This window comes from Paenibacillus physcomitrellae, assembly GCF_002240225.1.
In the GTDB taxonomy this organism is placed as follows: domain Bacteria; phylum Bacillota; class Bacilli; order Paenibacillales; family Paenibacillaceae; genus Fontibacillus; species Fontibacillus physcomitrellae.
Genome location: NZ_CP022584.1, coordinates 1,806,524 through 1,819,450 on the forward strand (window position 1 = coordinate 1,806,524; position 12,927 = coordinate 1,819,450).

Here is a 12,927-nt window from a genome sequence, read left to right on the forward strand (position 1 = left end):
CTACTTATTTATTTCATCCCGGAAATCGTATATCCTTCAATAATATGTTTCTGAAAGAAAGTAAAAATAATAATGATAGGAATGACCATAAAGGCTGCGCCCGCCATCTGCAGGCCAAATTCGGTGCCGTATTGCCCTTTTAGCAGCGAAAGCCCTACGGACAAGGTGTACAGCTTCTCATCGTTGGCAATAATGAGCGGCCACAGGAAGCTGTTCCAGGCCCCGATAAACGTTAGAATCGCCTGAACCGCAAATACCGGTTTCACGATCGGCAGGATCAGCCGGAAGAAAATGCGGAACTCCCCGGCACCGTCCAGACGCGCCGCCTCCATCAAATCCGTCGGGATGGTGGCCATGAACTGGCGGAACAAAAAGATGCCGAAGGCGCCAACCAGTCCCGGAAGGACAATCCCCGCCATCGTGTTGACCAGTCCCATCTTGTTGATGATCAAATACGTCGGAATCATGGTAACCTGGCCCGGAATCATCATGGTAGCCAGGATCAAATAGAAAAAGCCGTTTTTTCCCGGAAATTCGAATTTCGCAAAAGCGTAGCCGGCCAAAGCGTTCAGCAGCAAGCCGACAAACGAACAAATGACGATAATCAGCGTATTTTTCAGATAAACCAGGAAATCCATTTCCGTAAACAGCCTGCTGTAGTTGTTCCAGGTCGGATGATGCGGAATAATGGTTGGCGGAATTGCCGTAAATTCATTCTCCGGCTTAAACGACGAGCCGAGCATCCAGATGAACGGAACCATCATCAGAATGCCGCCCAGAATCAGGAGCGCTATCATCACGCCTTTTTCAATCTTTTTGACGGCCATGCCGGTTCTCCTCCTTCTTAATACTCGACTTCTTTCTTTCTCACCGCAAACTGCACGATGGTGGCCAGAATAATGATGACGAACAGTACAAACGAACCCGAAGCCGCGTAACCGAAGTTGCTGAGCTTAAAGCCGTTGTTGTAAATGAAGAGCGCCAGCGACATGGTCGCGTTCAGCGGCCCGCCTTTCGTCATGACGAACGGTTCCTCGAAGAACTGAATCCAGCCGATCAAAGTCGTAATCGTAACGAAGAAGGTCGCGAAGCTCAGCAGCGGAATCGTGATATAGCGCAGCTTCTTCCATCCCGTAGCCCCGTCGATTTCAGCGGCTTCATAATAGGAACGGGGAATTCCCTGCAGCGCGGCCAGGAAAATAATCATGTTCAGGCCGATGGCCTTCCACAGGGCCAGCAGAATCAGGGAAAACTTGGCGAGCGTCGGATCCTGCAGCCACTGCTGGGCCGGGATGCCAAACCACGAAAGCATGTAGTTAAACAAGCCGTAGGAGCCGTTATACAGATAACCCCACACCACGGCAACCGCTACGATATTCGTGATGGAAGGCATGTAATAGATGACGCGGAACGTCTTGAACAGCCAGCTTGTGCCATAGTTGAGCAGCAAAGCTACCGCCATGGCGCATATGACCACCAGCGGCACCCCAACGATCACGTAAATGAACGTATTAAACAAAGATTTCAGGAACACGGGATCTTTAAAAATGTTGATATAATTGTCCAAGCCGACGCCGCGGATATTGGAATAATCGGCAAGTCCGATCAGGTCCATATTGGTAAAACTGATTACAAGCGCAATAATAATCGGAATGATCGAAAAAACGACCAGCAGCAAAACGGCCGGAGCAATAAACATATATGGATATTTATTTTTGTTCCACTGTTTCGCGAACTCCCTCATCATCTTCACCCCTTTGATGGTAATTCCAAAGAACGCCGCCATTTAGGCGGACCTAAATGCTAAAAGCATACAGCCGGGACCCGCCTTTCAGCGGAACCCCGGCGCAGCGTGAGCTTTCCATTCTGAATGATTATTTCGCCAGAATTTCCTTGGCTTTGTCATTCAGCTTATCCATTTCGGTTTGTGTATCCGCGCCGCCGATGGAGATTTGCTCAAAGGATGCAATTTGAGCCTGAGCGATGGTTTCCCATTCTTTGATTTGCGGCGCCGGACGGGCCGTTTCGAGCTGTTTGCCGAAAGCCGCGATCATTGGATCTTGGAAAGCCTGATCATCCCAGGCCGTTTTAAGGGCCGGCAGAGAGTTAGAAGTTTCATAGTATTTCAGCTGAGCTTCTTTATCCGACATGAAAGAAATGAATTTAGCTGCTTCGTCTTTGTTTTTGCTGTAGTTAAAGATCGAGAGGTCGGAGCCGCCGATAGAGGAATCATTGTTTTCTTTCGCCGGAAGCGTCGTTACCGTCCACTTACCATCGATTTCAGGATCTTTATCTTTAATGGTCTGAATCATCCAAGGTCCGCTGATGAACATAGGGATCGTACCGTCTTTAAACGCTGCTACCCCATCCAGATCCGTGCCTACAGGCGTGAGCTTTTCATCGAAGAAGCTTTTCATGTAGTCGATCGCTTCCACATATTTCGGATCATTGAAATGTGGCTGTCCCTGGTCGTCGATAAAATCAATGCCGTTCTGCCAGGCGAAGATCGCTGCCGTAATCTGGTCTTTGCCGTCAATCGTGATGGCATAATGTCCAGCGCCGCCTTTCGCTACCAATTTCTGCGAGGCATCCTTCAGCTCATCCCACGTTTTTGGTCCTTCCGGATAACCCACATCACCTAGCAGGTCCGTGCGGTAGAACAAGGAACGAGTCTCAACATACCAAGGGATACCTACGGTTTTACCGTCATATTGGCCGGTTTGAACCGCACCGTCGTAGAAGTTTTCCGCTTTCAGGTTCGGATATTTTTCGATGTAAGGAGCCAGATCGGCAAGCGCGCCGGCGGCCGCAAACTCAGGAACCCAGGTGGTGCCCATTTGCACAACATCCGGTCCGTTTTGCGAAGCAACCGCTGTCAAAAGTTTGTCATGGGCAGAATCCCAAGGAATAGCCTGAACCTCAACCTTAACGCCCGGATTCTGTTCCTCGTACATTTTGGTAATCGGCGTTACCGTGTCGGAGGTTCCCATAAACCAAACCTTCAGCGTTTTGCTGCTTCCCGATCCAGAATTGGAATTGTTCGAGCCGCAGCCTGCCAATACCAGCGAAAATGCCATCAGTGTAGCGAACATGATGCCCCAAGTTTTTTTCTTCATCTTTCTTTCACCCCGTTTGTAGTATGCACTGCTTTAAAACTCAAAATGAAAGCACTTACTTCGAAACGTTTCGATTTATTTCGAAAAAAAATTCGTACTCGTTTCGAGTCAAATAAACAAGCTTTTTGGCCATACAGAGGCGGTTATAAAGGGTATATCCCTTTTATCCCACCTTTGTTCACGCTTCCAATCCATCATCGAGGCTTTAATCTAACGTCTATTGGAAAGATGAACCCTTCTAAACTTTCAATAAATTCGAAACGTTTCAATACACACATTATAATCCGCCCTGATAGCGATTTCAACCCTTATTTTTGTTAATGATCTGATTTTTATTCCCTCTGCACGACCCGTTTAACGTGTTATAATGACAAAGCAATTGCCGCAGTTCTTTATTCCTTTTGAAAAGAGATGAATCCACACCATGATCGCAGACATTTTATTGCAGGTAGTCCTGCCTATCTTTGTGCTGATCGGAATCGGCTCCATCATGCAGTACATATTCAAGCTTGATCTGTACACCTTGACGAAAATCAACTTTTATTTCATTACTCCCGCAGCCGTCTTTGTCAGCATGTATGAATCGGAAATGTCGGCTTCCCTGCTCGGCAGCGTAGCCTTATTCTACGCGCTGTATGTCTTGATTCTTTACGTCGTGGGAACGATCGTCGGCCGCCAGCGCAAGTTCACAAGAGGGATGCAGGCCGCGTTTACCAACAGCTTGCTGCTGGATAACTCCGGCAACTACGGTCTGCCGGTCAACAATTTAGCCTTCAAAGGCGATCCGATGGCCGGATCGGTGCAGGCGCTGATCATGGCTTTCCAAAGCTTACTGACCTTCACTTACGGCGTCCTCTCCATCCAAGGGGCCAAAAGTAACGGCCTATATAAAGAAGCCATCAAAGGGTTCCTTAAAATGCCCGTGCCTTACGCGCTGGTGCTTGGCCTGATCTGGCATCTGCTGGCTTTGCCGGTTCCGGCCTTCATCTATCAGCCATTACTGTATGGAAATAAGTCCCTGGTCGCGATTGCCCTGCTCACCCTGGGTGCTCAGATCGTCAAATATCCGCTGCGGCTCGATCGGTTGGAGGTCTATCTCAGCGTGGCTCTACGTCTGCTGCTCGCACCGGCTGTCGGCTTCTTATTGATTATGCTGCTGGGCATGAAGGGTGTTCCTGCTCAAGCCCTGCTGATTGCCTCAGGTATGCCAGTCGGCGTCAATACTTCGATTCTGGCCGAGGAATATCAGAACGAACCTGACTTTGCGGCTCAGACGATTCTGATCTCCACAATTATTAACGTCATTACGATTACCGTCCTGATCTCATTAGCCGGCCATCTGGCCTAAGTCCTCTCGAAAAAAAGAAAAGCACCCGGGTATCAGCTTGGCGATCTGCGCCAAGGCCGAGATTCCGGGTGCTTTCTATATTCCGAGCATCACTCTGAACCATATTCTGGGCCATATTCTGGACAAAGCCCATCCAACTAAAAGCCCGCCTGACGGTCCGCCTGCAATTTCAATTACACCGGGTTAGACAGTCCCCTCTCATCTTGAAGAACCCGGCTTCGATTCGGATACCGATGTCCGGTAGCTGTTCAGCGCCAGCTGCTCAATATCGATCGCCCGCTGAATGTCGAGCAGACGAATCTTGTTCACATATTCATCAAAAGCCGATACAGGCTCAAGGCCCATAATAATTTTGAGGGACATTTCGGTGACGAGCTTGTTTACTTCCTTCATGATCGCAGACAGCTCGGTACTTTCTTTCTCCGTGATCGGCAGCGCCGGCAGCGTATGGAGCGCCGCGTCTGTATCCGACCATAACCGGATCGCCTCCTGCTGCTCAGGCAGCGTATAATACTGCTCCATATAGCGGATATCCTGCACGAAAGGCCCGAAATAACTCGCCCGGGTATACATCGCCAGCGCCTGCGATGGCGCCAGCTTCTCCGGATTGTTTAGAATAATGTCCGTATAGGCCGGGTAGCCGTCCTTCATCTCATAGCTGACGCCTTCTATGCCAAAATTGAAGAGCAGATGGCCTTCTTCTCCATAGCCGTAGTCCAGCATTTTTACCGCTTCTTCGATATGTTTGCTTTTGGCGGAAATCGCCACACTGCTTGATCCAACAGCCGGAGCCAGCTGTCCGAACTTAGGACGTTCCCCGCGGTGGAGCACCGGATAAGGTGCCGGCGCAAGCTCTACGGACGAATCGTTATTTTTCATAAAGGGAAGCCAGGTACCTATGCCCGCTCCGGCATTCCAGATGCTCGCCCCGCTGCGGCTCAGAATCATGTTTGTGTCCTGGGTCTCCGGGTCCACCGCAGCAAAATTCGGGTCCAGCAGCCCTTCCGCATACCACTCCCGAAAGAGTGCCAGGAAATCTTTATAACCGGGTTCAATCGGCCCAAACTTCACTTTGCCGTTCTCCTGATAGAAACCTTTCTTAATCCCGAACGCCCCGATAAAGCCGCCGCTCTCAATGCCGAACAGCGGATTCGGAACACCCAGGAAGGTCAGAGGAGCTTCGGCGCCTTTTTTCTCCTTAAAAGCCTTGAGCACAGTATGCCAATCGTCGATGGTTACCGGCACCTCAAGCCCCAGTTCGTCCAGCCAATCCTTGCGGATAATCGGCCCTTGATAAGTCCGAAGCTGGACATCCCCCTGAATAAATGGAAAGGCGTAATAACTTCCGCCTGCCGTACGGATCTGTAAATCGATATCGGGATGCTCCTGAAGATACTTTTTCAGATTTGGGGCATATTTGTCGATGTAATCGTTCAGACGTAAAATATATCCGTCATGGATCGCCTTCTCCGGCCCTCCCGGATAATTGATCCATTCATATTCCATCATATCGGGCAAATCCCCCGAGGCGAACAGCACATTAATCGCTTCCTTGGCCTGGTTGGCCGGCGGCTGGATGAAGGTCAGCGCTACCCCGGTTCTCCGCTGCCATTCCTGAAAGAACGGCACCTGGTTAAAGGTCGATTTAATACCCGCTACGTTGCCGTTCAGTTCCGCCCAATAGGTAAGCTTATTATCCGTTTCAGGCGAAGCCTGGTTTCCCAGCTGCCCATGTGAAATAGCCGCTGTGGACTGCACAGGGCCCGTCGGCTGCGCAGTGTCCCGTCCCCTGTCGCAGGCCGCCAGTATCATGAGCAGCACAACCAGCGGTATCCATCTTCCCAACGTCCGTCTGGCGCTTCCGTTTCCCTTCATACAGATCCCTCCTGAATAGATAAGCTTTAACCCCTCAAACAATCTCCTTGTATTTGCCCGGTGTGATGCCTTCATATTTCTTGAACACGCGGATAAAGGTTGCCGGATCATTGTAACCGACCTGCCTCGACGTTTCGCTGACGGACTCCTGCCGGGTTCGCATCAGGTCTTTCGCCTGCTCGATCCGGTATTTGTGAAGGTAATCGAGCAATCCCTCGGCCGTGTGATTCTTAAAGAGCTTGGATAAATAACTTCCCTTTAGCTGAAAATGCTCCCCGATCGCGTTAACGTTCAGATTCATGTCCATGTAATGGTCTTGAATATACTGCTGAACCTGCTCCATCAGCGTCCGGAGGGAATCTTCACGCTCCCGGGACAGATGGGTTAATCGTTTGGCCGAAGCAAAGCCGCACACTTCCTGCAGCAGCGCCTGCAGCTTCTGCTGCATTTCCCGGATCGTATCGCAGGCCATAAGGCCGCTGATCCAGCGCGGGTTGTCGGCAAGCGTACTGTCGTTGCCGTCTCCCAGCTCGTTGATCGCCTTGATCATCGTTCCGATGAGATTAAACATGAGACATCTAGCCATCGTCAGCGGCATCACCGGTCTATCCAAATTCTTCTCGATAATCTCATTCATATAGGAGGAGGCCTGTTCCAGATCTCCCGCCTTGATGAAATTGATCAGCTGCTGCTCCACCTGAAGCGGATAATAATAGCCGTAACCGATGTCCGCGGAGCTGCCTGGGCGGATGTCTTCGTAGGCGATGATCCCCTTCTTCCCCAGTACCATCTTGTATTCCATCGCATCCACGGCTTCCCGGTACGCTTCTGAAATGCCAATCCAGGAGGAATGGCGGCCGCTCATGGAGACGGTGATCTCCATATCATAACGCTCCAGAAATTGCTGCGCTTCAGCAGCGATATGATGCAGATCCTGCTCCCACGTGGTGGCCCCCGCTTTCAAATTGACGAGACAAACCATCATGTCGTCCGCTTCTACCACGTAGCCGGCATGACCCTGTCTTTCCACCAGCTCTTCCACCACATTGGAAATGATCAGCTGGATCAGCTTGCTCCGTTCGTTCAGATCGATCCCCGGCAGGAATTCATACAATTTCTCCTCATTTTCAATGCCGAACAAGAGAACGGCAAATTCACTGGACAGATAGTTCATCTGGAAGGAGCGAAACGCATCTTCATAAGGGACCAATGTATCCGGCTTGCCCTTCAGCAGCCGGTTGATCATATTGGAGCGCAGCACCTGCTCGTGTTTCCTCAGCTGCTGGGTGATTTCGTCATGTTCAGTCCGCGTGCGGGCAACAACCTTCTGAATAAAGCGCAATTCGTTCACATCGGCATAAGTCCGGTCGGTGTTCTTATCCTTTAGCGACTCGACAAGCTGCTGGATCGGCGAATAATTCCGGCGCATGAAGAACCATGTAAGAACGCCTGCCCCAATCAGGCTGACCAGAATGCTGACATAGGTAAAATTACGGACGTACTCCGCCTTCTCCCAATAAATGCTGCTTGGAATGATCAATGCATATCTAAGATTAGAGACCGACGAATCGATAGAAAACAGCTCTAAACCGGAGGTCTTATTCGGATCAAACTGAAAGCGCTTACCATTTATAAATGGCTTTAGTTCCTTGGAGCCGGGTTGATTGGACATCAGAATTTCATTGTCAGCATTTAAGATCAGCAGCGTTAACCCGTTAAAATCGGCGATGCCGGCCACCGCTTCCTGAAACCTGCGTGTATCGGACATGACCACTACGCTGCCTGCGCTCTCGCCGTACATATCCTTCGGCAACTGTGTGATATAAGCGATGGAGGTCTTGGCTTCTGCCGCCGTGGAATGAGGCAGCACCACAAAGGAGTTGTTAGGGGCTTTCAGAACCGTGTTCTTCCACTCCTCGAAAGTAAGCGCACCTGTGCGGTGAATCGTATAAAAGGCGGTATTCAAGTCCCTAATGTTGCCAGACCTGTACACCGAACCGTCCCGGCTGGATATGACGTAGAACTCGTCAATAGATGCATATGAAGTCTTGTAAAGACGGAATTCATTCACCAGCTGGTAGGCCGAATAAGGCACCTCCTGAGCCGGTATCCCGGAATACATCAACTGCTGCAAATTCGGACTCCAGGTCATTTCCATATTCAGTCGTTTCATCAGGTCGATCTGGCTGTCAATTGTGTACCTCATCTGCTTGAGTAAGGAGTCGTTGGCCCGATGAATCTCACTTTTGAGAGCCTGGCTGGACTGAGCATAAATGACCAGACTGATCGCAATCGGGACAAAGAGGACTGCACTGTAAGAGACAAGCCAGGTGACAATAATGCTTTCCCGCTTCCGCCATAGATTTCGAAAGTTCATTTAGACCATCCCCATGCCTAAGTAGTTTACCTTTCAAGTCTTTCTTCGCTTGATTAGACATCCATTATACCCGAATATCCCCCTGCAGACGTATAGTCAAAAAGGTAAATCCGGTTGATCAAATGGGAAATCAAGGCGGTTTCAGGCAGAACAAACACGAAAAAGCCTCAGGGGACCTTGCGGTCTGCCCGGGCTTTGCCGAGGTTTGTATCCAATTGCATCATTCGCGTCGTTTTCGACGTTTGCGTCAATTGCATCGTTTGAATCACTGCATCCATTAAATCTACTAACTTGATACGCCTTTCGGACGGCTCACATTCCTATCCTTTTAACGAGCCGACCATCACGCCTTTGACGAAAAACCGCTGCAGGAACGGGTACACGCACAGGATCGGTACGGTCGCGACCATAATCGTGGCGTATTTGATCGTCTCCCCGATTTGGAACCGATCCCCGGCCGAAGCCCCCGAAGACATACTATCGGTCGAGTTGGAGATCAGAATCTCGCGCAGCACCAGCTGAACCGGGAACAAGTTCCGGTCCTTGATGAACACCGAGGCGTAGAACCAGCCGTTCCATTTATCTACGGCGTAGTAGAGAATCATCACGGCGATCACCGGCATGGACAACGGAATAATGATCCGGAACAGAATCGTAAAATGGTTCGCGCCATCGATTTTCGCTGACTCTTCCAGGCTGTCCGGAATCCCCATGAAGGAGGTCCTCATAATGATCAGGTTGAAGGTGCTGATGCTGAACGGGATAATCGTAGACCACAAGGAGTTCAGCAGGCCAACGCCTTTCACCACGAGATACAGCGGAATCAAACCGCCGCTGAAGAACATCGTGAACACGATAAGGAACATGAACACTTTGTTCCACATGACATTTTTGCGGGACAGCACATAAGCGCCCATCGAGGTCATCAGCAAATTGACCGCTACCCCGAACACAAGAATGAACAGCGTATTTCGGAAGCCGATGCCGATCCCGGGATTGTTAAGCACGCTTTTATAAGCTTCAAGGCTGAAACCCAGTGGTTTCCACAAGAACCCTTTGTGGCCAAGCAGCTGCGCGGATTCGCTGAAGGAAGCGAACAACACGTACAGCAGCGGGTACAAGGTCGCGATGACCAGAAGGGTCAGCAGGGTATAGTTGATGGCCGTAAAGATCCGGTCTCCCCAACTTTGCTCTGTTATCAAGCTAATCACCTCACCATAGACTGTTTTGGGTCGCCCTCCGGCTGAGGGTATTAGCCGTAATTAACAGGACGAGATTGATCACCGAATTGAACAAACCGACAGCGGAGCTGTAGCTCCAGCCGAATTCCAGCAGCCCTTTCCGGTAGACGAAGGAGGAAATAACGTCCGCCGTTTCATACGTGACCGGATTATAGAGCAGAATAATTTTCTCAAATCCGACATTAAGCAGATTCCCCATCCGGAGAATGAACATGATCATAATCGTTGGCAGGAGCCCCGGCAGCGTAATATAAATCATTTGCTTGAGCCGGCTGGCGCCGTCGATCCGCGCTGCTTCATACTGCTCCAAATCGATGCTCATCAAGGCTGCGATATAAATAATCGACTCCCAGCCGATCCGCTGCCAGATTTCGGACAACACATAGATCGGACGGAACAGTTCCGGTTTCTGCAGCATGGCCTGACCGTCGTAGCCGAGGAACATAAACATGCGGTTAATGAGTCCGTCCGCGTTCGTAAAATCGGTAATAATGCCGCAGATGACAACAAGCGAAATAAAATACGGCATATAAGTAATCGTCTGCACGACACGTTTAAATTTCTTCCTGCGCACCTCGTTGATCAATAAAGCCAACAGAATCGGCGCCGGGAACTCAAAGAGCAGCGTATACAAACTGATCAAAATCGTATTTTTTAACACTCTCAGAAAATAAAAGCTGCCGAAGAAGTCCTGAAAATGCTTTAGTCCAACCCAATCGCTGCCCAAAATGCCTTTCATAGGCGAATAGTCCTTAAACGCAATCAGCGCCCCGTACATAGGTCCGTAGAAGAAAACCAAATAATAGGCGATCACCGGGACCATCATGAGGTACAAATATTTATTGAGCAAAAAGTCGCGAACCAGCCGTCTTCTGAGCGTTTGCCGATTTCCCATGCCCGAATTCACCTCGATTTCCATAGAGGGGAGAGCGGGCTCTCCCCTTCCCTTTTACTTATTTACTTATCTGCTTTACTTCGCTTTACATACTTGCTTTTAGATATCTGACAGCTGCTGCTTCCGCAAGCAGCGCGCTTTGGCTTCATGCTCTGGCTGTGTGCTTTGGCTGCTACACTAACCGTCTGGGGCTACGCCCTGCTTTAGCGACTCACAGGTTTACCGGCTGTTGTACCGCTGCAGCGCTGCCGTTTCAATCTCGATCGCCCGGTCCAGACCCAGCGACTTCATCTTGGCGACATAGTCGTCAAATTTGTCTACCGGCTCGGAACCAAGAATGATCTTGATCGTCATTTCATCCACCAGCGTATTAATGTCGTTCATGATGGTGGCGTATTCGGAGCTTTCCTCTGGTGTTGGCGTGATGTTCGGCAGATTGTATTTCGCCGCGTCCGTATTTTTCCAGATTTCCACGGCATCCCGCTGTGTCTGAAGGGCAAAGAACTGCTCGGCGTAGCGTTTATCCTGTACAAACGGTCCGTTATAGCTGCTTCGCGCATACAGGGAAATCGCCTGAGCCGGAGCCAGTTTGTCCGGGTTGTTCATAAGCAGATCGGTGAATTTCGGATAGCCGTCCTCCATCGTATAGCTGACGCCCTCTTCACCAAAGTTAAAGAACATATGTCCTTCTTCGCTGTAGCCGTAATCCAGCATACGCACCGCCAGCGCAGGATCCTTGGCTGCCGTTGTAACGGCTACCGTTCCCTCGGAGGCATAAGCCTGATTCATCTGGCCGAACTTTGGTTTATCGCCTTTCTTGAGCACCGGATATGGAGCGGCAACCAGCACCGCCTTCGGATCATTGGCCTCTACAAGCGGCTGCCATTTGCCGATGCCGCCTCCTGCGTTGCCGACCGTCGCTCCGGTTGCGCCGGAGGCAATGTTGCCGTCCACTGCTTTGGTATCGGCTGTGGCGATATTTTTATCGATCAAACCTTCCGCATACCAATCATGAAACAGCTTCAGATAATCCTTGAACCCAGCTTCAGCCGGTCCGAATTTGACTGCCCCGTCTTCCTGATAGAATCCGCGGTTCACGCCGAAGGCGCCGATAAACGCGCCGTTGCCGGATTCATTGAAGAAACGTGGTTTGCTGACCACCGAGAACGGAGCTGCGGCTCCTTTTTTCTCTTTGAAGGCTCTAAGCGTTGTTGTCCATTCGTCAATCGTTTCCGGTACCGGAAGCCCAAGCTCATCCAGCCAGTCCTTGCGGATAACCGGTCCCTGGAAGACGCGCAGATATTCGTCACCCCGGATGAACGGGAATACATAATAGCTACCATTGTCCGTCTTGACCATCTTGTCAATGTCAGGGTTCTCCTGCAGGTACTTCTTCAGATTAGGAGCATATTTATCGATCAGATCGTTGAGCTTGATAATGTAGCCGTCGCTGATCGCCTTCTCCGGACCTCCGGGGAAATCGCCGATAAAGTTGTATTCGAGCATATCCGGCAAATCTCCGGAAGCCAGCATGACGTTGAACGCTTCCTTAACCTGACCGCTTGGCGGGGCCGTAAAGTCCAGCTTAACCCCCGTCTTCTCCTGCCATTTCTGGAAAAAAGGAATTTCGTCATGCGAAGCCTTGACCCCAACCAGGTTGCCGTTAATTTCGCCCCAATAGGACAGCTTCTCATCAGTTTTGAGCGGATAAGTGGTCGATTCCGCCGCTCCCGCCGTTCCTTCCGGACTAGCTCCCTCTGCTGCATTTCCGCTGTTCTTGTCGCCGGATGAGCAGCCCGCCATCAGGGCGCCGAGCAGCGTGATGACCATTGCCGCAGCTGCGATTTTTTTCATGCCTCTATAACCTCCCATTTGATTGGTAATGGATCTTGCCCTTTCAGGTTATAGAATCCGGGGATCCAGGGATATGTGCAGAAACGCCAATGCAATGTTGTTTTTGCCTCTTTGCGGGTGATGATTTCTCCAAATGCATAGATAAAAAGAGAAAAAACCGCCTCTTCTGAGAGCCGGTTTGCGCACAAAAATAGCACCTCCAAGCTGTAACCAACATCTTA

General features: G+C 50.3%; 9 protein-coding genes. 1 reads left to right on the top strand and 8 read right to left on the bottom strand.

Annotated elements, in window-relative coordinates; genetic code table 11:
- Nucleotides 1-8 precede the first annotated feature (8 nt).
- The 3 genes from CBE73_RS08185 to CBE73_RS08195 form a co-directional block, all read right to left on the bottom strand.
- Nucleotides 9-827 (bottom strand): carbohydrate ABC transporter permease, encoded by an 819-nt coding sequence (locus tag CBE73_RS08185; protein WP_094093819.1) that lies wholly within the window; start codon nucleotides 825-827, stop codon nucleotides 9-11.
- A 17-nt stretch (nucleotides 828-844) separates the two neighbouring features.
- Nucleotides 845-1,744 (bottom strand): carbohydrate ABC transporter permease, encoded by a 900-nt coding sequence (locus CBE73_RS08190; RefSeq protein ID WP_094093820.1) that lies wholly within the window; start codon nucleotides 1,742-1,744, stop codon nucleotides 845-847.
- Between the two features lie 130 nt (nucleotides 1,745-1,874).
- A complete protein-coding gene (locus tag CBE73_RS08195) occupies nucleotides 1,875-3,116 on the bottom strand; it encodes a sugar ABC transporter substrate-binding protein (RefSeq protein WP_094093821.1) in 1,242 nt (413 codons plus the stop codon).
- Nucleotides 3,117-3,540: 424 nt separating this feature from the next.
- Here CBE73_RS08195 and CBE73_RS08200 point away from each other — a divergent pair, with 424 nt between their 5' ends.
- Nucleotides 3,541-4,464: an AEC family transporter gene (locus CBE73_RS08200; RefSeq protein ID WP_094093822.1), complete on the top strand. Its 924-nt coding sequence runs from the start codon at nucleotides 3,541-3,543 to the stop codon at nucleotides 4,462-4,464.
- A 198-nt stretch (nucleotides 4,465-4,662) separates the two neighbouring features.
- Here CBE73_RS08200 and CBE73_RS08205 read toward each other — a convergent pair whose 3' ends face one another.
- The 5 genes from CBE73_RS08205 to CBE73_RS08225 all read right to left on the bottom strand — a co-directional run bounded on the left by CBE73_RS08205 (nucleotide 4,663) and on the right by CBE73_RS08225 (nucleotide 12,706).
- Nucleotides 4,663-6,339 (bottom strand): extracellular solute-binding protein, encoded by a 1,677-nt coding sequence (locus tag CBE73_RS08205; protein ID WP_094093823.1) that lies wholly within the window; start codon nucleotides 6,337-6,339, stop codon nucleotides 4,663-4,665.
- A 34-nt stretch (nucleotides 6,340-6,373) separates the two neighbouring features.
- On the bottom strand, nucleotides 6,374-8,716 hold the full coding sequence (locus CBE73_RS08210; protein WP_094093824.1) for a helix-turn-helix domain-containing protein: 2,343 nt from the start codon (nucleotides 8,714-8,716) through the stop codon (nucleotides 6,374-6,376).
- 320 nt (nucleotides 8,717-9,036) lie between these two features.
- Nucleotides 9,037-9,915: a carbohydrate ABC transporter permease gene (locus CBE73_RS08215; protein WP_373286377.1), complete on the bottom strand. Its 879-nt coding sequence runs from the start codon at nucleotides 9,913-9,915 to the stop codon at nucleotides 9,037-9,039.
- Between the two features lie 13 nt (nucleotides 9,916-9,928).
- The gene (locus CBE73_RS08220; protein ID WP_094096201.1) at nucleotides 9,929-10,852 is read right to left on the bottom strand and encodes an ABC transporter permease; all 924 of its coding nucleotides are present in this window, start codon (nucleotides 10,850-10,852) and stop codon (nucleotides 9,929-9,931) included.
- Nucleotides 10,853-11,071: 219 nt separating this feature from the next.
- Nucleotides 11,072-12,706 carry a type 2 periplasmic-binding domain-containing protein gene (locus CBE73_RS08225; protein ID WP_094093825.1) on the bottom strand — a complete coding sequence of 545 codons (1,635 nt, stop codon included), beginning with the start codon at nucleotides 12,704-12,706 and terminating at the stop codon, nucleotides 11,072-11,074.
- Between the last annotated feature and the right edge of the window lie 221 nt (nucleotides 12,707-12,927).

Bases quoted from the DNA above. Each gene is read 5' to 3' on its own strand.
- CBE73_RS08210 (WP_094093824.1), bottom strand. From the start codon at position 8,716: ATGAACTTTCGAAATCTATGGCGGAAGCGGGAAAGCATTATTGTCACC.
- CBE73_RS08195 (WP_094093821.1), bottom strand. From the start codon at position 3,116: ATGAAGAAAAAAACTTGGGGCATCATGTTCGCTACACTGATGGCATTT.
- CBE73_RS08185 (WP_094093819.1), bottom strand. From the start codon at position 827: ATGGCCGTCAAAAAGATTGAAAAAGGCGTGATGATAGCGCTCCTGATT.
- CBE73_RS08200 (WP_094093822.1), top strand. From the start codon at position 3,541: ATGATCGCAGACATTTTATTGCAGGTAGTCCTGCCTATCTTTGTGCTG.
- CBE73_RS08205 (WP_094093823.1), bottom strand. From the start codon at position 6,339: ATGAAGGGAAACGGAAGCGCCAGACGGACGTTGGGAAGATGGATACCG.
- CBE73_RS08225 (WP_094093825.1), bottom strand. From the start codon at position 12,706: ATGAAAAAAATCGCAGCTGCGGCAATGGTCATCACGCTGCTCGGCGCC.
- CBE73_RS08190 (WP_094093820.1), bottom strand. From the start codon at position 1,744: ATGAGGGAGTTCGCGAAACAGTGGAACAAAAATAAATATCCATATATG.
- CBE73_RS08220 (WP_094096201.1), bottom strand. From the start codon at position 10,852: ATGGGAAATCGGCAAACGCTCAGAAGACGGCTGGTTCGCGACTTTTTG.